The following is an 18,251-nucleotide window of genomic DNA, read 5'->3' as shown; positions in this document are numbered from 1 at the left end:
TTAATCGCGCCCATGACCCGGCGCAGTTCCTTCGTCATGGGCATTCATGCCCCCGGCCCGCGGCTTGCCTGGCAGGCGGCCGTTCTGGTGGCGCTGGCCATCGCGCTGCCATGCGGCGCCGTGATCCAGCTTGTCTGGGGCTGAAACGAGAACCGCCCCCGGATCGGGGGCGGCTGAAAGATCAGAACGGGATTTCGTCGTCCAGGTCGCGCGAGGGCGCGGGGCCGCTGTCGCCCTGGCCCGGCCCGCTGTCGTAGCCGCCGCCGTAATCGCCGCCATAGCCGCCGCCCTGGCCACCGCCGTAATTGCCGCCGCCGCCGCCTTCGCTGCGGCTGTCGAGCATGGTCAGCACCCCGTCGAAGCCCTGCAGGACAACCTCGGTGCTGTAACGGTCCTGGCCGGACTGGTCCTGCCATTTGCGGGTTTGCAGCTTGCCCTCGATATAGACCTTGGAGCCCTTGCGCAGGTATTGCTCGGCGATGCGCACCAGCCCTTCCTGAAAGATCGCCACCGAATGCCACTCGGTCCGTTCGCGGCGTTCGCCGGTGTTGCGGTCCTTCCACGTCTCGGACGTGGCGATGCGCAGGTTGCACACCTTGCCGCCGTTCTGGAAGGTGCGCACCTCGGGGTCGCGCCCCAGGTTGCCCACCAGAATTACCTTGTTCACCGAACCGGCCATGCCATCCCTCCTGTCGAGTCGTCTCAGCGCAGGTTACATCATCCCGCGTGAGTGAAGGAAAGGTAAACTTTTCCGAAAAGACCCGCCTTTTCGCCCTAAACCGCAGTTATAGACCCATGCCCGCCGGCCCGATTACACCTGCGGGCCAATTCCTTTTGCCATCCCGCCATCCGAGATTGCCACCACACCGGCACACAGGCCGGCCAACCCGGAACTACAGGCAAAAGGATGACTGCCATGAAAACGCTCAAGACCCTTCCGCTGATCGCCGCCCTGGCCCTTGTCGCACCGATGGCGCAGGCCTCGGACGACAACGGCCGCGGGCTGACCGCCGAGAAACGCGCCGAGATCACCCAAAGGCTGACCGGCGAAGGCTACGACGTGCGCAAGATCGAGATGGAGGATGGCGAGATCGAGGTTTACGCGCTGAAGGACGGTCAGCGGCTGGAGCTTTACCTCAATCCCGACCTGACGGTGCGTCGCACCAAGATCGACGACTGACAGGCGGGCGCGCGGGGCCGGTTCCGGTGCCGGCCCCGCCACAACGGGAGAACGATCATGACACCGAAAAAGGTTTGGGACCCGGTAATCCGGGTATTTCACTGGACGCTGGCCACCGGCTTCGTCCTCAACGCGCTGGTGATCGACGAGGACGGCGCGCTGCACGAGCAGGTCGGCTGGATCATCGTGGCACTTCTGGGCGTGCGGCTGGTCTGGGGGCTGGTCGGCACGCGCCATGCCCGGTTCAGCGATTTCCTGCCAAGCGTCAGCGCCGCGATCGGCCAGTTGCGCGACATGGCCACGGGCCGGGTGCGGCATCACCTGGGCCACAGCCCGCTGGGCGCCTGGATGATCTGGAACCTGCTGGCCGGGATTGCCGCGATCAGCCTGACCGGCTGGATGATGACCACCGCGACCTTCTGGGGCGTGGACTGGGTCGAGGAAATGCACGAAGCTCTGGTCCTGTGGGTCGGGATATCGGCGCTGGCGCATGTCGCCGCGGTGATCGCGGAAAGCCGCCGTACCGGGGTGAACCTGGCCCGCGCGATGGTGACGGGGACCAAGGTGATGCCGGATGAGCTTTCTGAACGGTGACGATCTGGGCAGTATGCGCCGCGAAGGCGTGGGCCTGGCCGGGCTGATCCTGGTCCAGGCCTTTTGCGCGGTCTTTTTCCTGAGCGACGCGATCTCGGACTTCGCGGATGCCGGGCGATATGCCCTCGGCGACTGGCACCTGATCATCGAGACCGTGGCCGCGCTGGGGCTGGCGGTCGGCATCCTGTTCGAGCTGCGCTATCTTTTTCGCCTGCTGCGCCGCAAGGCGCATGTAGAGCGCGGCCTGTCCATCGCCGCGGGTGCCCTGCACGATCTGATGGAAAGCTATTTCGACAGCTGGAACCTCACCCCGTCCGAGCGCGACGTGGCCACCTTTGCCCTGAAGGGGCTGAACAACGCCGAGATCGCCGAACTGCGCGGCTCGGCCGAGGGCACGGTCAAGGCGCATCTGAACGGGATTTACCGCAAGGCGGGCGTATCGGGGCGTGGCGCGCTGCTGAGCCTGCTGGTCGAGGATCTGATGCAGGCGCCGCTTGTCGGCCAGGCCGGCACCGCCCCGGCGGCCCCCGATGGTTAAGGGTTTTCGTGCCGGGCGAAATGCGTATACTGCGCCGCAAATTCAGAGGGACATGTGAGACATGCGTGGACGGGTTGTTGCTTCCCTGGTTCTCGGGCTGGTCCTGACCGGCGCGGCGCAGGCCGATGTTCTGTCGTCGAAATCCCGGACCCAGCTTTTCCGGTCGCAGACCAAGGTGCTGGATACCCGGGCGGCGCAGCAATACAACAACTCGGTCCGGCTGCAGCCGCAAAAGGTGAACACCCCGACGATCTGGGGCGACGATGTCAAATCCTATAACGGCCGCTATACCGGGCCCTACCTGCAGATGGCGCGCGATGCGGCGCGGCGCCATGGCGTGCCCGAGGACCTGTTCCTGCGGCTGGTGCACCAGGAAAGCCGGTTCAATCCCAAGGCGCTGTCGCACAAGGGGGCGATCGGCCTGGCGCAGCTGATGCCCTTCACCGCCGCGCGGCTGGGCGTCGACCCGCACGATCCTTACGAGAATCTCGATGGCGGCGCGCGCTACCTCGCCCAGCAATACCGCGAGTTCAGGACATGGCGGCTGGCGCTGGCGGCCTATAATGCCGGGCCCGCCGCGGTGAAGAAATACGGTGGCGTGCCGCCCTATCGCGAAACCCGCAACTACGTGCGGGTGATCTGGGGCAGCTAGGCCCCGCAGGGGCCGCCCCCGCCGCCATCAGGGCCTTGCCGCGGCACGCGCGGACCTGTGGCACGTGGCAGGAATCCGCCGATCCCGCCGCGGGCGTTCAGGGAACCGAACGCGCCGGGATTGGTTTTTCACTCCGATACGCATGAAACCGGGCCAGCCCGGCGCCGGTATGCGGCCAACAAGCGAATGGAGTGTGCCATGACACTGAAAACCTCGATGCAAGCCCTTGTCGCAGTTGCGGGTCTTGGCCTGTTGCCGGCACTGGCAATTGCGGCGGAAGACGCCACCGTCAAGGATATCGACGTATCGACCGAGATCGAAGGCGTCGATGGCGCGAATGCGCTGGACTATTACCCCGACCTGGAAACCGACCTGGAAAAGGCCGTGGCCCAGTTGGTCGAGGTGACGGACGATCCCAACGGCTATGACATTGACGTGAAGGTGCAGTCCGTCAGCCTGGATGGCGACACGGTCCTGCCGGACACCCAGGAATTCAACCAGATGGAGGGGGTCGTCGTGATCACCAGTCCGATGACCGATCAGGACCCGCACAGCTACCCGGTGCGCCTGATCGCCATAACCAACGAGTCTGCCGTCCCCGAGGGGTTCATCCAGATCAACCCGTCCCCGGACGATTTCTATAACGCGATGGTCCAGGCCTTTGCGTCGAACGTCGCCGAAAACCTGCCCGAGTTCATGAGCGGCGCCACGTCCAAGTAAGGGCGCCGGCTTGCACAGAAGCGACCCCGCCGGACGGCTCCGGCGGGGTTTTTCATGCGCGCGGGCAGGGCCGGGTGGCGTTCAGCGCCCGTCGGGGCCGTCGTAATGCCGCTCGATCCGGGCCACGCGCAGCCGGTACTGCTCGTACCAGCGGGTCTTGCCCAGGTGCTGCGCCGTAAGGTGGCTGGCATCCGCTTTCCAGGCCCGGATCGCGGCCTCGTCCGTCCAGTAGCTGACGGTGATGCCGAACCCGTCTTCGTCGCGCGCGCTTTCCATGCCGATACAGCCGGGCGCGGCGGCGGCCATCCGGGCCATTTTCTCGGCCATCGCGGCATAGCCGCTGTCGCCATCGGCGCGCTGGCTGGAAAAGATCACGGCGTAATAGGGCGGATCGGGCAGGGGGGCGAAACGGGTCATCGGCGCGTCCTGTGGCTGGCGCGCCGACGCTAGCCCGGGCGCATGGGGCGGGCAAGCCCGGGCGTCACCGCCCGGGTGAGGGGCGCTGCCCCTCACGCTCCCCGGAGTATTGCCGGAACGATGAAGGGGGGCACGCGGCTATTCCGCGGCGACCTTGATGACCGGCTCCATCCCCCTGAGGATCTCGTCGGACAGGTGGCACTTGACCTGGTGACCCTCGGCCATGGTGCGTTGCGGAGGCACCTCTTTCTCGCACAGGCCACCCGGCACCTGATCCTTCCACCGGCAGCGGGTCTGGAACGGGCAGCCGGTGGGCGGGTTCATCGCCGAGGGAATATCGCCCTCGAGCACGATATGCGTTTTCTCGACCTTCGTGTCGGCGATCGGCACGGCGGACAGCAGCGCCTCGGTATAGGGGTGGTAGGGCGGGGCAAAGACCTGCTCGGTGGTGCCCAGTTCGACCACGTGGCCCAGGTACATCACCATCACCCGGTCGCTGAGATAGCGCACGATGCTGAGGTCGTGGCTGATGAACAGCAGTGTGGTCTTGTTCTCGCGCTGGATTTCCATCAGCAGGTCGGTCACCGCCGCCTGCACCGACACGTCGAGCGCCGATACCGGCTCGTCCGCCACCACGATCCGCGCGCCGCCGGCAAAGGCCCGGGCGATGCCCACGCGCTGTTTCTGCCCGCCCGACAGTTGCCGCGGCATCCGGTCGGCGAAGGCGCGGGGCAGTTTCACCAGGTCCAGCAGTTGCAGCATCCGCTCGCGCCGTTCGGCATCGGTGCGGCCCACGCGGAATATTTCCAGCGCGCGTATGATCTGCCGGCCCACGCTCATCGAGGGGTTGAGCGTGTCGAACGGGTTCTGGAACACCATCTGCACATCCGCCACCGTCTTGGTGTCGCGGGCCTGGATCGGTGTGGCCTCGATGTTGCGGTTGTCGAGGATGATCTGCCCCTCGGTCGCGGTTTCCAGCCCCATCAGCACCTTGGCGAAGGTGGATTTGCCGCAGCCGGATTCGCCCACGATGGCCAGCGTCTCGGATTCGCGCGCCTCGAAGGACAGCTCCTCGTTGGCCTTGACTACCCTGGTCGCGCCGCCGCCGAACAGTGCGTTGGCCGCGACCTCGTAATATTTCTTCAGCTTGTCCATCTTCAGCACGACATTGCCCGGTTCGGTCCTGGCGGTCGTCTGGCTGGCCTCGACCGGGGCGTGCCAGTCGATCTCGTCGATGCGCAGGCAGCGCGAGCGGTGCCGGTCGTCGCCCGCGATATCCACCATCGGCACGCGCTCGTCGATATCGCACAGCCCCTTGGCGAAATAATCGCAGCGCGGGCCGAAATTGCAGCCCGGCGGGCGCTCGTGGGGCAGGGGAAAATTGCCCGGAATCGCCTTGAGCGGGCGTGCGTTCTTGTCCGCCCCCGGCAGCGGGATCGACCGGAACAGCGCCTGCGTATAGGGGTGCTGCATCTTGTCGAACACATCCGCGATACTGCCGGTTTCCACCGCCTCGCCGGAATACATCACGCAGATCCGGTCGCAGGTTTCCAGCACGAGGCCGAGGTTGTGGCTGATGAACAGCATCGAAGTGCCGTATTTCTTGCCCAGGTCCTTGACCAGTTCCACCACCGCCGCCTCGACCGTCACGTCCAGCGCCGTGGTGGGTTCGTCGAGGATCAGCAGCGCGGGTTTCGACATCAGCGCCATGGCGATCACGATGCGCTGCTGCTGGCCGCCCGAAAGCTGGTGCGGATAGGATTTCAGGATGCGCTCGGGGTCGGGCAGCTTGACGTCCGTCACCACCTCCAGCGCGCGCCTGCGGGCCTCTTTCTCGCCGACGCCCTCGTGGATCATCGGCACTTCCATCAGCTGCTTGCCGATCTTCATCGCCGGGTTCAGGCTGGCCATCGGCTCCTGGTAGATCATGGCGATCTCGTTGCCGCGGATGTCGCGCAGCTCGGCGGCGCTCATCTCGCTCAGGTCGCGGCCCTTGAACCTGATCGAGCCGCCGACGATGCGCCCGTTCACGCCCAGGTCCTGCATCACCCCCAGCGCCACGGTGGATTTGCCGCAGCCGGATTCGCCGACAAGGCCCATCGCCTCGCCCGGCTGCACCACGCAGGAAAAATCCATCACCGCCGGGATTTCCCGCAGCCGGGTGAAAAAGGAAATCGACAGCTTGTCGATTTCGAGGATGGGCCCGTCATACTCTGCCAGTTTGCTCATTTTTTGTCTCCCTGTCAGAGAAAGCAGGCTTTGGCCTTCCTCTCTCTGGAAATATCCCGGGGGGTCCGGGGGGCTGGCCCCCCGGTCCGGTTCTCCAAGTCAGTCCTTCAGGCTTTCCTCGCGCAGCCCGTCCGCCAGCAGGTTCAGCCCCAGGACGAGGCTCAGCAGCGCCAGCGCCGGGGGCAGGGCGGGATGCAGGTAGATCGACAGCAGCTTGCGCCCCTCGTTGATGGTCGAGCCCCAGTCGGGGCTTTCGGGCGGCAGGCCCAGCCCGAAGAAGCCCAGAGTGCCCAGAAGGATGGTGGTATAGCCGATGCGCAGGCAGAAATCGACGATCAGCGGCCCGCGTGCATTGGGCAGGATTTCCCACAGCATGATGTACCACGGCCCCTCGCCGCGGGTTTGCGCGGCGGCCACATAGTCGCGCGTCTTGATGTCCATCGCCAGCCCCCGCACGATGCGGAACACCGTGGGCGAGTTGACGAAGACGACCGAGACGAAGACCACCAGGATACCGCCGGGGATGTCGAACAGGTCCAGCGCGCGGGGCAGCACCGCCACCTTCGATCCCGCCTCCGAGATCAGCGACAGGTAGAGCCAGCCCATCACCCCCAGCACCGCGATCAGCAGCGGCGTGCGAAAGCCCGGCTTGGTGTGAAAGCGCGAATTCAGCAGCACCGCCATGAAGATCAGCGGAAACACGAACAGCACCGTCGCCATGTAGTTCGGCACGCCCGTCGCCACGATCTCGGGGGTGACCAGCAGGTAGAACAGCAAGATCACCGGAAAGGCCAGGATCAGGTTGGCCAGGAACGACAGGAAGGTATCGAGCCGCCCGCCGTAGAACCCCGCCGGTAGGCCCAGCGTGATGCCCACCATGAAGGCGAAAAGCGTGGCCAGCGGCGCGATCTGCACCACCACCCACGACCCGGTGACCATGCGGCTGAACACGTCGCGCGCCAGGTTGTCGCCGCCCAGCAGGTACCAGCCGTAATCGGCCTCTCCGGCACCCTGCAGCGGCGTGCCGGGCCCCTTGTTCTTCATGCCCGACACCTGGCCCAGCGGGTCATGTGTGGCGATCATGTCGAACAGCCCGGCATAGATGCCGGTGAACACCCAGAACATCACCAGCGCGAAACCGATCATGCCGATGGTGCTGTCGAACAGCTTGCCGTAAAGCCCCAGCCGCCGTTTGAACGCGATCGAGATTGCAAAAAGCGCGACGAGCGAGACCCAGACCGGCAGGAACTGCCACAGGACGCGCGCGATGATCTCACCCCAGCCGAGAGGATCCATGAGCTATTCCCCTCCTACGAGATACGGATGCGCGGGTTCAGGTAGACATAGCCGATATCGGATATCAGCTGGGTCACCAGCACCACGATGACGGACACCACCGAAACCGCCAGCAGCAGCTCGATATCGTTGTTGCCGGCGGCCTGCACCAGCGTCCAGCCGAAGCCCTTGTAGTTGAACAGGGTCTCGACGATCACCACCCCGTTCAGCAGCCAGGGAAATTGCAGCATGATCACGGTGAAGGGCGCGATCAGCGCGTTCCTGAGCGCGTGCTTCATCACGATATTGGGAAAGGACACGCCCTTCAGCCGCGCCGTGCGGACATATTGCGCGGTCATCACCTCGGTCATCGAGGCCCGCGTCATCCGCGCGATATAGCCCATGCCGTACAGCGCGATGGTCAGCACCGGCAGAAAGAAGTTCTCGAAATTGGCGTCCTCCATCGCGCTGGTCGCGGTGCCCTTGAACCACTTGAGCCCCACCGCGGACGAGGCGAAGATGGCGATGAAGATCACGCCCGACACGTATTCCGGCGTCGCCGTCGTGGCGATCGAGAAGGTCGACAGCGTCCGGTCGGTGGCCGATCCCTCGCGCATCCCCGCCAGCACGCCCACCGCCAGCGCCGCCGGCACCATCAGCACCAGCACCCACAGCATCAGCTTGCCGGTCAGGCCCAGCCGCGTGCCGACGATGCCCGACACCTCGTCGCGGAACACCGTGGAATAGCCCCAGTCGCCCTGGATCACGCCGCAGAACCGCGGCGCCCCGGCCGCCTGTTCGGGTGTCGCCAGCCCGTCGATGCAGCGCCCGGTGACGCCGCGCTCGGTCTCGTGGGTCCAGCCGGGCCAGACGCCCAGCCACTGGCCGTACTTGCTCAGGATCGGTGCGCCGTAGCCGCGATTGTCCAGCCATCGCGCGACCTCTTCGTCGGTCATGCGCATGTTGCCCTGGGTTTTCGCCAGTTTTTCCAGGTTCGGGTACAGGTTGGTCAGGAAAAATACGACGAAGGTCAGGCAGAGTGCGGTCAGCACCATCACCCAGACACGCCTGAGAATGAACAGTCCCATCAGTTTCCCCCGTTGGTTGCCGCGGCTCGCGCCTTGCTGCCGGTGCCGGCCCGGGTCGGCCGGACGGGCGCAGGGTGCGCCCGTCTCTTGTTATCGTTGGTGCCCGATCAGCTTGCGAAGCCGATCTTGTACAGGTGAATCTCGTGCGCGGGGTGTTTCGCCGCGTTCACCAGGTTGCCGTTGTGGTGGTTGTAGAGCGAGCGCCAGTAGGGCTGGATGATCACCCCGTCCTCGCGCAGCAGGGTCTCGATCTTCTCGATGGTGCCCCGGCGGGTATCCGCATCGGCGATGGCGTTGGCCTCGTTGATCAGCGCGTCATACTCGTCGCTGGAATAGGCCGCCTCGTTCCAGGCCTCGCCCGAGCGGTAGGCAAGGGTAAGGATCTGCACGTCGAGCGGGCGGTGGTTCCACTCGGTCGCGCTGAACGGATATTCCGTCCACTTGTTCCAGAACGTGTTGCCCGGCAGGATCGTGCGCTTGACGTTGATCCCCGCGTCGCGCAGCTGCGCGGCCAGGGCGTCGCCGGTATTGCGCTGCCAGTCGTCGTCGACGGTGATCAGCTCGTGCTCGAAATCGGCCATCCCGGCCTCTTCCATCAGGGCCAGCGCGCGCTCGGGGTCGAAGGGCGCCGGGCCGATATCGGCATAGGCCGGGTGGATCGAGCAGACATGGTGGTTCTCGGCCAGCTCACCCCGGCCGGAATAGCCCAGCTCCAGCAGCACCGAGTTGTCCACCGCCAGCGCCAGCGCCTGGCGCACGCGCTTGTCGGCATAGGGCTTCGTGCCGTTCACCTCGGCCTCGTGATTGCCGCGGAACACGATGGTGGCGGCGGTCACGGCGTCGGTCCTGGTCCAGCCGATCGAATCCATCACGTCGATGAAATCGCCCACGGTCTCGTACAGCAGGTCGACCTCCTCGGATTCCGCGGCGGCCACCCAGGCCGACGGGTCGGTGCCGTAGTCGATGAATTCGACCCGGTCGAGATAGGGGCCGCCATAGACCTCGGTGCCCCACCATTCGTGATCCTCGGCGCGTTCGAGGATGCAGTTGACGCCCACCTCCATGCTGACCGGGCGATAGGGGCCGGTGCCGACGCCGTTGTCGAACGGGCTGCCCGAGGTATAGCTGGAATGGGTGATCGCGGCGGGATAGTCCGACATGTTGGCGATCACCGACACGTCGGGCGACGACAGGTGCAGCACGACGGTATGGGTGTCGGCCACCTCGATCGCGCCCTCGCGGGCCTGCCCGGTGCCCTCGTCGATCAGCCCGCCCATGCGGCTGGCCATGGAGTTGGCCTCCATGCCCTTGTCGCACCAGCCGGCGATGTTGCGGGCCACGTCCTCGGCGGTGAAATCGTCGCCGTTGTTCCATTTCACGCCCTGCCGCACGTTCAGCGTATATTGCGTGGCGTCCTCGTTCACCTCCCAGCTTTCCAGGAGCATCGGGCGGAAGCTGCCGTCGGCATTGTATTCCACCAGGTATTCCAGGAAGCCGCGCGACTGGTTGCCGATTTCCGACCAGTCATAGGCGCGCGGGTCCTTCATGCCCTTGACCGATTGCTGAATTCGCAGCGTGCCGCCCTGCACCGGGGCCTCCTGCGCCTGGACGGGTTGTGCCAGGCCGATCAGGCCATAGGCGGCGGTTGCGCTCACGCCCAGGGCGGTGGTGCGGGTCAGGAACTCGCGGCGGCTCAGCTTGCCGGCCCTGAATTCCTCGGCGTACATCTTTGCCGCGGCATGGACGTTCTCTGTTACGGAATTGGATTGCATCATTTTTTCTCCCTGTGACACACTGATTTGGTGTTCTGGACGGACTGTTTTTCCCGGCATTTCGCCGTGCCTGCGCAATGGCAGTCTCTACATCCCCTCCTTTGCAAGCATTCGGCACCAGAATGTTCCGCGCGTCAACGCTCGCAATCGTCATTTCGTCTTCTGAAAGCGACATTATGTTAATACAAAAACGACATAGCGCGTTCACGCAACCCGAAAATCCCCTAACCGGGCATTTTTGACGCAGCCGGTCTGGAATGGCGCAGGGCGCTGGGGGTTTTGCCCGTATGTTGGGTGATGAAGCGCGAAAAATACGCCGCGCTGCCAAAGCCGAGATGGCTGGCGATGCGCGACAGCGGCGCGGTGCCGGTCTCGATCAGGTCGCGCGCGGCATGGAGGCTGACCTGCGTCTGCATCTCGGCGGCGGTCAGGCCGCACATGTTCTTGCAACTGCGGCTCAGATGGGTCGGCGTGACCCCCAGCGCATCGGCCAGCTCCGCCATGCTGACGCCGCTGCGATGGCGGCGCACCAGCAGGTCGCAATAGGCCGCGACCAGCCGCCGCGCGGCGGTGTTGCCGGTGGCGGGCGGTTCGACGTCCTGCCGGTGCATCCAGACCGCGACCAGCTGCGCGTGGGCGGCCAGCGCGCGCTCCTGCAGGGCGGCGGTCCGGGCGGTCTCGCGCTGCATCGCGTCCAGGATCGCGGTCAGGTCCGCCTGCGCCTGCTGGTCGCGGATGCGCAGGTGGCGGGCCATCCGCCCGAAACCCAGCGCCGGACCGTCCGGCAGCGTCAGGGCAAGGCCAAAGCTCTGCGCCCCCAGGTCCAGCGCGTAAAGGGTGCCCGCGGGCAGGAACAGCGCGTTATGCGCCCCGATCCCGCGCCGCGTGCCCTCGACGATCGCGCGGCCCTGTCCGCGGGTGATCCAGAACAGCATGTCGTGGTCATGCGCGTGCAGCAGCTCCAGCCGCCAGGGCGCGCCGCCGGCGAATTGCACGATGGTCTGAATGGCCGGGGCCGGGAGTGCGGGCTGATCCTGCATCGGGTGGTCACTTGGGGTTGGCGTGGGACGTGTCGCGCCCATTCTGTCGCAAAAAAAATGGCGAAATCAAAGCGTCTCGGCGGCAATCCGCGTCCATCCGCCCATGCGGGCGCGAAACCAGGTGCGCTGGCGCTTGGCGAATTGCCGGGTGGCGACGGTCGCGGCCTCGCGCGCCTGCTCCAGCGTCAGCTCGCCGCGCAGATGCGCGATCAGCTCCGGTGCGCCGATGGCCTTGGCGGCGGGCAGGGCAGGGTCCCAGCGCGGCAGCAGCGCGCGCGCCTCGTCCAGCGCGCCCAGCTCCAGCATCCTGTCGAAGCGTTGCGCGATGCGGGCATTCAGCCAGTCCTTGCCGGCCTCGACCAGCAACGGCGCGGCGGCGTCCAGCGGCAGCAGGGGCGGCGGCGTGTCGTCCTGCCAGTCGGCCAGCCCGCGCCCGGTGGCGCGCAGCACCTCCCACGCGCGCTGCACGCGCATCGGGTTCCGGCGGTCGATGCGGGCGGCGGTCTTGTCGTCCAGCCCGGCCAGCAGCGCGCCCGCGCCCCCGTCGCGCCGCAGCGCATCGGCCTCGGAGCGGATGCCGGGGGGCGTGGCGGGGATATCGGCCAGCCCCTCGGTCAGCGCGCGGAAATACAGCCCCGTGCCGCCGACGATGATCGGGCGGTCGCCACTTTGCAGGATTTCGGCGACCTCGCGCAGCCAATGCCCCACCGAATAGGCAAAATCGCAGGGCACATGACCGTAAAGGCGGTGCGGCGCGCGCGCCTCGTCGTCCGCGTCGGGGCGTGCGGTCAGGATGCGCCAGCAGTCGAACACCTGGATCGCGTCGGCATTGACGATCACCCCGCCCGCATCCTCCGCGATGCGCAGCGCAAGCGCCGACTTGCCGCTGGCGGTGGGGCCGGCGATCAGGACGGGGCGGTCGGCGGGTATCGTGGCGATGGCATCCATTCCGCGCGATTTAGCCGCAAAACCGCGCGGTTTCAAAAGGCAATCCCGCTGTCGCCACGACATGCATTGAACCCGCGGGCGTTTTCCGACATTTTGCGCGCGATCCAGACATAAGGCACGGAGCCCCCCGCGATGACCGACGCAGCCCAGCCCCCGAAAACCACATTCAGGCGTGTGATGCTGAAAATCTCGGGGGAGGCGCTGATGGGGGATCAGGGGTTCGGCCTGCACCCGCCCACCGTCCAGCGAATCGCCGAAGAGGTGAAATCGGTTCACGACATGGGGGTGGAAATCTGCATGGTGATCGGCGGCGGCAACATCTTTCGCGGGCTTCAGGGCTCGGCGCAGGGGATGGAGCGCACCACCGCCGATTACATGGGGATGCTGGCCACCGTGATGAACGCGCTGGCGATGCAGGGCGCGCTCGAGGCGCTGGGCGTGCATACCCGCGTCATCAGCGCCATCCCGATGGACCAGGTCTGCGAGCCCTATATTCGCCGCCGCGCCGTGCGCCACCTTGAGAAAAAGCGCGTCTGCATCTTCGCCGCGGGCACCGGCAACCCCTATTTCACCACCGACACCGCCGCCACGCTGCGCGCCAACGAAATGGCCTGCGAGGCGATCTTCAAGGGCACCAAGGTGGACGGGGTCTATGACAAGGACCCCAAGAAGTTCGACGATGCCACGCGCTATGACACGATCACCTATGACGACGTGCTGCAGCAGCACTTGGGCGTGATGGATGCCAGCGCGATCGCGCTGGCGCGCGACAACAACCTGCCGATCATCGTCTTTTCGCTGGACGAGCCGGGCGGCTTCCGCGGCATCCTGGCGGGCGAGGGCACCTATACCAAGGTGCATGGCTGATCGGCACCGCGCCGGCGGCTCTGCCCTATACAAGCCGCGCGTCTTGGGGTTATAGCAGGGGCGAAGACAAGCCCTTTGGGGAGAGACGAGCAGATGGCCGACGAAGAGTTTGAACTGGACACCGCCGACCTAGAGCGCCGGATGCAGGGCGCGATGGGATCGCTGAGAACCGAATTCGCCTCGCTGCGGACGGGCCGCGCCTCGGCCACGATGCTGGAGCCGGTGACGGTCGAGGCCTATGGCCAGCAGACGCCGATCAACCAGCTGGGCACCGTCAACGTGCCCGAGCCGCGCATGGTCACGATCAACGTGTGGGACCGTTCGATGGTGAGTGCGGTGGAAAAGGCGATCATGAATTCCGGTCTCGGGATCAACCCGCAGACCAACGGCACGATCATCATGCTGCCGATCCCCGAACTGAACGAGGAACGCCGCCGCGAACTGGGCCGGGTGGCCGCGCAATATGCCGAACACGCCCGCGTTGCCGTGCGCAACGTGCGCCGCGACGGCATGGACCAGATCAAGAAGGCCAAGGACCAGATGTCCGAGGATGACCAGAAATTCTGGGAAACCGAGGTGCAGGAGCTGACCGACCGCTACATCAAGGCGGTGGACGAGGCGCTGGAAACCAAGCAGGCCGAGATCATGCAGGTCTGATGGACGACGGCGCGGAACCCGTGAAACCCACCCCCGATATCGGGCGCGGCCCGCGCCACGTCGCCATCATCATGGACGGGAATGGCCGCTGGGCCACGCAGCGCGGCCGGCCGCGCCTGTTCGGCCACCATGCCGGCGCCCGCCGTGTGCGCGAGATCGTCGAGGCCTGCCCCGACCTCGGCGTGAAATACCTGACCATCTTTGCCTTCTCGACCGAGAACTGGAAGCGCACCCAGGTCGAGGTGGCGGGGCTGATGAACCTGTTTCGCCGCTATATCACCAAGGAGGCCCGCGCCCTGCGCGAGGCCGGCGTGCGCGTGCGGTTCATCGGCGACCGCGTGCGCCTTGACGCCAAGCTGGTCGAGATGATGGACGAGCTGGAGCACCTGACCCGCGAAAACGACCGCGTGCACCTGACCATCGCGCTGAACTATGGCGGGCGCGACGAGGTGGCCCGCGCCACCCGGCGGCTGGCCGAGGACGTGGCGAAGGGCCGGCTGGACCCGGCCACGGTGAACGAGGAAACCCTGCCGAAATATCTCGACACCTGCGTTCTGCCCGATCCCGACCTGGTGATCCGCACCAGCGGCGAGGCGCGGATCTCGAATTTCCTGCTGTGGCAGTCGGCCTATGCGGAATACGAGTTCATCGACACGCTCTGGCCCGATTTCACCCGCGCCGAGTTCGCCCGGCTGGTGCAGGGCTATTCCACCCGCGACCGCCGCTTCGGTGCCGTTCCGGCATGACCGCCCCCGTTTCGAAATGGGGCGACCTGCGCGTGCGCATTGCATCCGCGGTTGCGATGCTCGTCATCGGCGGGGGCATGGTCTGGCTGGGCGGGGCATGGTTCCATGCCTTTGCCGGGCTGGTCATCGGGGCGATGATCTGGGAACTGGTGCGGATGCTGACCCATGACGGGCGCGGCACGGCCATCGCGCTGGGCGCGCTGTCGGGCGCGGTGATCGTGGCGCTGAATTACGTGCCCGGTTTGCTGGTGTTGCCCGCCATTGCCGCCGTCGTGATCGCCGGGGCGGTTGCGATGCGCACCGCGCGCAAATCCTGGCTGATCTATGCGCCGATGGTCCTGCTGGCGGGCTACAGCCTGTGCTGGATGCGCGACGGGCCGGGCATCGTTTTCCTGGTCTGGCTGCTTTGTGTCGTCATCGCCTCGGACGTGGCGGGGTATTTCGCGGGCCGCACGATCGGGGGGCCGAAATTCTGGCCCGCGATCAGCCCCAAGAAGACGTGGTCGGGCACGGTGGCGGGCTGGATCGGCGCGGGGCTGGTGGGGCTGTGTTTCGTGCCGGTCTTTACCGGGATTTTAGGGACACCGGCAAACCCGCTGGCGGTGGCGCTGTTTTCGATGTTCGTGGGCTTTGCCGCGCAGATGGGCGATATCGCGGAAAGCGCGATCAAGCGGCGGGCGGGGGTCAAGGACAGCTCGGCGCTGATACCGGGGCATGGCGGGTTGCTGGACCGGTTCGATGCGCTGATCGGCGCGTCGCTGGTGGTGCTGGCGCTGGGGCTGTTCGCGTGATGCGGCGGGTGTCGATCTTTGGCGCCACCGGCTCGATCGGGCAGAACACGATCGACCTGATCGCGCGTGACCCTGCGCGGTTCGATGTCGTGGCGCTGACCGGGGGGCAGAACATCGCGCAACTGGCGGCGGATGCGAAACGGCTGGGCGCGGAACTGGCGGTGACCGCCGATCCCGCGCGGCTGGACGATCTGCGCGCGGCGCTGGCGGGATCGGGTGTCGAGGCGGCGGCGGGGCAGGCCGCGCTGGCCGAGGCCGCGACGCGCCCCGCCGACTGGATCATGTCGGCCATCGTGGGGGTGGCCGGGCTGGCGCCGGGGCTGACCGCGCTGGAGCAGGGCACCACGCTGGCGCTGGCCAACAAGGAATCGCTGGTGACCGCCGGGCCGCTGCTGATGGAAACGGCGGCGCGCCACGGCGCGCGTATCCTGCCGGTGGACAGCGAGCATTCGGCCATCTTCCAGGCGCTTGCGGGCGAGGATATCGCCACGGTCGAGCGGATCGTCATCACCGCCTCGGGCGGGGCATTCCGCGACTGGCCGCTGGACCGGCTGGCGCAGGCCAGCGTGGCCGAGGCATCGTGCCATCCCAACTGGGACATGGGCCAGCGGATCACCATCGACAGCGCCTCGATGTTCAACAAGGCGCTGGAAGTCATTGAAACAAGGGAATTCTTCGGCGTCGATCCCGACCGGATCGAAGTGCTGATCCACCCCGAGTCGCTGGTGCACGCGCTGGTGGGGTTCCGCGACGGCGCCCTGATGGCGCATATCGGCCCGTCGGACATGCGCCACGCCATCGGCTATGCGCTGAACTGGCCCGAACGCGCCGAACTCCCGGTCGACCGGCTGGACCTGGCACGTATCGGGCAGCTGAATTTCCGCGCCCCCGATCCGGCGCGTTACCCCGCGCTGGACCTGGCGCGGCAGGTGATGCGCCATGGCGGGCTGGCGGGCGCGGTGTTCAACGGCGCCAAGGAGCGCGCGCTGGATGCGTTCATCGCCGGCCATATCGGCTTTACCGGCATGGCCGATATCGTGGCGCGGGTTCTGGACGATCTTACGTCCCGTTCCGGCCTTGTTGATGACCCAATCACCCTTGATAACGTGGCCCGGCTGGACCATCTGGCACGTCAGGGCGTCGATACCGCCATCGCGCGCCACGGCTGACGGGGCCGGCCCGGGCAGGACAGGCAAAGAAGGACAGGCTTTTGGATATTCTGACGTTGCTTCCGCAGTTCGGCGGGTTGGTGTGGACTGTTGTGGCCTTTGTCGTGGCGCTGTCGGTGATCGTGGCGATCCATGAATACGGGCATTACATCGTCGGCCGCTGGTCGGGGATTCACGCGGATGTGTTCTCGCTCGGGTTCGGCCCGGTCCTTTATGCCCGCACCGACAAACGCGGCACGGTCTGGCAGATCGCCGCGCTGCCCTTTGGCGGCTACGTCAAGTTCCACGGCGATGCCAACGCCGCCAGCGCCCCCGACGCGGGCGCGGTGCGTGACATGACGCCCGAGGAAAAGCGCCGCACGATGGCGGGGGCGCCGCTCTGGGCGCGCACGGCGACGGTGGCGGCGGGGCCGGTGTTCAACTTCGTGCTGGCGATCGCGCTGTTCGCCGCCGTGGGCATGACCCGCGGCGTTCCGGTCGATCCGCTGACCATCGGCGAGATGCGCCCGCTGCCGCAGGAAACCGCGCTGCAACCGGGCGACGTGCTGATCGGGATCAACGGGCTGGACGTGCCCGGCATGGATCGGGAAGACGGGTTCGACGATCTGCTCGAGACGCTGGAGGAGGCGCCCGGCCTGACCTACGCGGTCGAGCGCGACGGGCAACGGCTGTCGCTCGACGGCCCGTGGCTGCTGCCGCCGGTCGTGACCCAGCTTGCGCCGCAATCGGCGGCGTTTTCCGCCGGGCTGGCGGTGGATGACGTGATCACCGCCGTGGACGGCACGCCGATCTTTGCCTTTTCCCAGCTGAAGGAGCGGGTCGAGACCGGGGGCGGTGCGCCGCTGGCGCTGACCGTCTGGCGCGGGGGCGAGACGCTGGAGCTGACGCTGACGCCGCGCCGGGTGGACGAGCCGCAGCCCGATGGCGGGTTCCAGACCAACTGGCGCATCGGCATCGTCGGCGGCATGGCGTTCGAGCCGGCCACGACAACGCCGGGCCTGGGCGAGGCGCTGTGGAGCGGCGTCGCCGGCACCTGGGCGATCATGCGCGGCTCGGTCTCGGGGCTGTGGCACATGGTGACCGGCGCGATTTCAAGCTGCAACATGTCCGGCCCCATCGGCATCGCCGAGGTGTCGGGCCAGATGGCCAGCCAGGGCGCGACGAATTTCGTCTATTTCATCGGCGTGCTGTCGGCCGCGGTGGGGCTGCTCAACCTGTTCCCGATCCCGGTTCTGGATGGCGGGCACCTGGTGTTCTACGCCTATGAGGCGGTGGCGGGCAAACCGCCCAGCGACAAGGTGCTGCGCGTGCTGATGACGGCGGGGCTGATCGTGATCCTGTCGCTGATGGCCTTTGCGCTGACGAACGACATCTTCTGCCCCTGAGCGGGGCAGTATCTTGCCGTGCGGGCGCCAAAATCGTGCCACATTCCACCGGTAATTTCCGTGCCGAACGCGGAATTTGCGAGGAATGGACATGCAAGCGATCCAGACAGGCGCACGGGGCCTCGGGCTTTTGGTCAGGTTGAGCTGGGACCGCATCCTTTTTATCGGTGCCATCTATATCTG

Annotated in this window: 20 protein-coding genes; 12 read left to right on the top strand and 8 right to left on the bottom strand. The window is 66.4% G+C overall.

The window, feature by feature from the left end; genetic code table 11:
• Nucleotides 1–12: 12 nt before the first annotated feature.
• A complete protein-coding gene (locus F3H87_RS22080; protein ID WP_262974980.1) occupies nt 13–144 on the top strand; it encodes a hypothetical protein in 132 nt (43 codons plus the stop codon).
• 37 nt (nt 145–181) lie between these two features.
• Here F3H87_RS22080 and F3H87_RS09200 read toward each other — a convergent pair whose 3' ends face one another.
• Entirely contained in the window at nt 182–679 is a 498-nt protein-coding gene (locus tag F3H87_RS09200) for a single-stranded DNA-binding protein (RefSeq protein ID WP_149789230.1), read from the bottom strand.
• A 237-nt stretch (nt 680–916) separates the two neighbouring features.
• Here F3H87_RS09200 and F3H87_RS09195 point away from each other — a divergent pair, with 237 nt between their 5' ends.
• From F3H87_RS09195 to F3H87_RS09175, 5 genes are all read left to right on the top strand, one after another.
• Entirely contained in the window at nt 917–1,180 is a 264-nt protein-coding gene (locus F3H87_RS09195) for a PepSY domain-containing protein (protein WP_149789231.1), read from the top strand.
• A 57-nt stretch (nt 1,181–1,237) separates the two neighbouring features.
• Nucleotides 1,238–1,774 carry a cytochrome b/b6 domain-containing protein gene (locus F3H87_RS09190; protein ID WP_149789232.1) on the top strand — a complete coding sequence of 179 codons (537 nt, stop codon included), beginning with the start codon at nt 1,238–1,240 and terminating at the stop codon, nt 1,772–1,774.
• Nucleotides 1,755–2,312, top strand: coding sequence for a helix-turn-helix transcriptional regulator (locus tag F3H87_RS09185; RefSeq protein WP_223228019.1), 558 nt, complete (start codon nt 1,755–1,757; stop codon nt 2,310–2,312). Before F3H87_RS09190 ends, F3H87_RS09185 begins: the two co-directional genes overlap by 20 nt.
• 61 nt (nt 2,313–2,373) lie before the next feature.
• Nucleotides 2,374–2,964 (top strand): lytic transglycosylase domain-containing protein, encoded by a 591-nt coding sequence (locus F3H87_RS09180; RefSeq protein WP_149789233.1) that lies wholly within the window; start codon nt 2,374–2,376, stop codon nt 2,962–2,964.
• Nucleotides 2,965–3,162: 198 nt separating this feature from the next.
• Complete coding sequence (locus tag F3H87_RS09175; RefSeq protein ID WP_149789234.1) at nt 3,163–3,684, top strand: hypothetical protein; 522 nt, start codon at nt 3,163–3,165, stop codon at nt 3,682–3,684.
• A gap of 81 nt (nt 3,685–3,765) precedes the next feature.
• Here the strand turns inward: F3H87_RS09175 and F3H87_RS09170 are convergent, their stop codons facing one another.
• The 7 genes from F3H87_RS09170 to miaA form a co-directional block, all read right to left on the bottom strand.
• Complete coding sequence (locus F3H87_RS09170) at nt 3,766–4,101, bottom strand: antibiotic biosynthesis monooxygenase family protein (RefSeq protein ID WP_149789235.1); 336 nt, start codon at nt 4,099–4,101, stop codon at nt 3,766–3,768.
• Nucleotides 4,102–4,239: 138 nt separating this feature from the next.
• Nucleotides 4,240–6,330, bottom strand: coding sequence for a dipeptide ABC transporter ATP-binding protein (locus tag F3H87_RS09165; RefSeq protein WP_149789236.1), 2,091 nt, complete (start codon nt 6,328–6,330; stop codon nt 4,240–4,242).
• 99 nt (nt 6,331–6,429) lie between these two features.
• Entirely contained in the window at nt 6,430–7,626 is a 1,197-nt protein-coding gene (locus F3H87_RS09160; RefSeq protein ID WP_149789237.1) for an ABC transporter permease, read from the bottom strand.
• Nucleotides 7,627–7,640: 14 nt separating this feature from the next.
• Entirely contained in the window at nt 7,641–8,693 is a 1,053-nt protein-coding gene (locus tag F3H87_RS09155) for an ABC transporter permease (RefSeq protein ID WP_149789238.1), read from the bottom strand.
• A 107-nt stretch (nt 8,694–8,800) separates the two neighbouring features.
• Nucleotides 8,801–10,465 carry an ABC transporter substrate-binding protein gene (locus F3H87_RS09150; protein WP_149789310.1) on the bottom strand — a complete coding sequence of 555 codons (1,665 nt, stop codon included), beginning with the start codon at nt 10,463–10,465 and terminating at the stop codon, nt 8,801–8,803.
• A 224-nt stretch (nt 10,466–10,689) separates the two neighbouring features.
• Nucleotides 10,690–11,505, bottom strand: a complete 816-nt coding sequence (locus F3H87_RS09145; RefSeq protein ID WP_149789239.1) for a helix-turn-helix transcriptional regulator — start codon at nt 11,503–11,505, stop codon at nt 10,690–10,692.
• A gap of 66 nt (nt 11,506–11,571) precedes the next feature.
• Nucleotides 11,572–12,453, bottom strand: coding sequence for a tRNA (adenosine(37)-N6)-dimethylallyltransferase MiaA (gene miaA, locus F3H87_RS09140; RefSeq protein WP_149789240.1), 882 nt, complete (start codon nt 12,451–12,453; stop codon nt 11,572–11,574).
• 132 nt (nt 12,454–12,585) lie between these two features.
• Between miaA and pyrH the strand changes: the two genes are divergently transcribed.
• The 6 genes from pyrH to rseP all read left to right on the top strand — a co-directional run bounded on the left by pyrH (nt 12,586) and on the right by rseP (nt 18,068).
• Nucleotides 12,586–13,320: a UMP kinase gene (pyrH, locus tag F3H87_RS09135; protein WP_149789241.1), complete on the top strand. Its 735-nt coding sequence runs from the start codon at nt 12,586–12,588 to the stop codon at nt 13,318–13,320.
• A 93-nt stretch (nt 13,321–13,413) separates the two neighbouring features.
• Nucleotides 13,414–13,977, top strand: coding sequence for a ribosome recycling factor (frr, locus tag F3H87_RS09130; RefSeq protein WP_149789242.1), 564 nt, complete (start codon nt 13,414–13,416; stop codon nt 13,975–13,977).
• Entirely contained in the window at nt 13,977–14,723 is a 747-nt protein-coding gene (gene uppS / locus F3H87_RS09125) for a polyprenyl diphosphate synthase (protein WP_149789243.1), read from the top strand. The genes frr and uppS overlap by 1 nt, the downstream gene beginning before the upstream one ends.
• Nucleotides 14,720–15,514 (top strand): phosphatidate cytidylyltransferase, encoded by a 795-nt coding sequence (locus tag F3H87_RS09120; protein ID WP_149789244.1) that lies wholly within the window; start codon nt 14,720–14,722, stop codon nt 15,512–15,514. Before uppS ends, F3H87_RS09120 begins: the two co-directional genes overlap by 4 nt.
• Nucleotides 15,514–16,683 (top strand): 1-deoxy-D-xylulose-5-phosphate reductoisomerase, encoded by a 1,170-nt coding sequence (gene dxr, locus F3H87_RS09115; RefSeq protein ID WP_149789311.1) that lies wholly within the window; start codon nt 15,514–15,516, stop codon nt 16,681–16,683. Before F3H87_RS09120 ends, dxr begins: the two co-directional genes overlap by 1 nt.
• A 41-nt stretch (nt 16,684–16,724) precedes the next feature.
• The gene (rseP, locus tag F3H87_RS09110) at nt 16,725–18,068 is read left to right on the top strand and encodes an RIP metalloprotease RseP (protein ID WP_149789245.1); all 1,344 of its coding nucleotides are present in this window, start codon (nt 16,725–16,727) and stop codon (nt 18,066–18,068) included.
• The last annotated feature ends 183 nt before the right edge of the window (nt 18,069–18,251 follow it).

This window comes from Lutimaribacter pacificus, from assembly GCF_900142185.1.
Classification (GTDB): Bacteria; Pseudomonadota; Alphaproteobacteria; order Rhodobacterales; family Rhodobacteraceae; genus Lutimaribacter; species Lutimaribacter pacificus.
Note: the sequence above shows the minus strand (reverse complement) of the source record. Positions and strands in the feature narration are given on the sequence as shown.

Coding starts and splice junctions, on each gene's coding strand:
- F3H87_RS09195 (WP_149789231.1), top strand. CDS start 917: ATGAAAACGCTCAAGACCCTTCCGCTGATCGCCGCCCTGGCCCTTGTC.
- F3H87_RS09155 (WP_149789238.1), bottom strand. CDS start 8,693: ATGGGACTGTTCATTCTCAGGCGTGTCTGGGTGATGGTGCTGACCGCA.
- F3H87_RS22080 (WP_262974980.1), top strand. CDS start 13: ATGACCCGGCGCAGTTCCTTCGTCATGGGCATTCATGCCCCCGGCCCG.
- F3H87_RS09200 (WP_149789230.1), bottom strand. CDS start 679: ATGGCCGGTTCGGTGAACAAGGTAATTCTGGTGGGCAACCTGGGGCGC.
- F3H87_RS09160 (WP_149789237.1), bottom strand. CDS start 7,626: ATGGATCCTCTCGGCTGGGGTGAGATCATCGCGCGCGTCCTGTGGCAG.
- dxr (WP_149789311.1), top strand. CDS start 15,514: ATGCGGCGGGTGTCGATCTTTGGCGCCACCGGCTCGATCGGGCAGAAC.
- F3H87_RS09120 (WP_149789244.1), top strand. CDS start 14,720: ATGACCGCCCCCGTTTCGAAATGGGGCGACCTGCGCGTGCGCATTGCA.
- miaA (WP_149789240.1), bottom strand. CDS start 12,453: ATGGATGCCATCGCCACGATACCCGCCGACCGCCCCGTCCTGATCGCC.
- F3H87_RS09185 (WP_223228019.1), top strand. CDS start 1,755: ATGAGCTTTCTGAACGGTGACGATCTGGGCAGTATGCGCCGCGAAGGC.
- F3H87_RS09150 (WP_149789310.1), bottom strand. CDS start 10,465: ATGCAATCCAATTCCGTAACAGAGAACGTCCATGCCGCGGCAAAGATG.
- uppS (WP_149789243.1), top strand. CDS start 13,977: ATGGACGACGGCGCGGAACCCGTGAAACCCACCCCCGATATCGGGCGC.
- F3H87_RS09175 (WP_149789234.1), top strand. CDS start 3,163: ATGACACTGAAAACCTCGATGCAAGCCCTTGTCGCAGTTGCGGGTCTT.
- F3H87_RS09170 (WP_149789235.1), bottom strand. CDS start 4,101: ATGACCCGTTTCGCCCCCCTGCCCGATCCGCCCTATTACGCCGTGATC.
- frr (WP_149789242.1), top strand. CDS start 13,414: ATGGCCGACGAAGAGTTTGAACTGGACACCGCCGACCTAGAGCGCCGG.
- F3H87_RS09145 (WP_149789239.1), bottom strand. CDS start 11,505: ATGCAGGATCAGCCCGCACTCCCGGCCCCGGCCATTCAGACCATCGTG.
- F3H87_RS09180 (WP_149789233.1), top strand. CDS start 2,374: ATGCGTGGACGGGTTGTTGCTTCCCTGGTTCTCGGGCTGGTCCTGACC.
- F3H87_RS09165 (WP_149789236.1), bottom strand. CDS start 6,330: ATGAGCAAACTGGCAGAGTATGACGGGCCCATCCTCGAAATCGACAAG.
- pyrH (WP_149789241.1), top strand. CDS start 12,586: ATGACCGACGCAGCCCAGCCCCCGAAAACCACATTCAGGCGTGTGATG.
- F3H87_RS09190 (WP_149789232.1), top strand. CDS start 1,238: ATGACACCGAAAAAGGTTTGGGACCCGGTAATCCGGGTATTTCACTGG.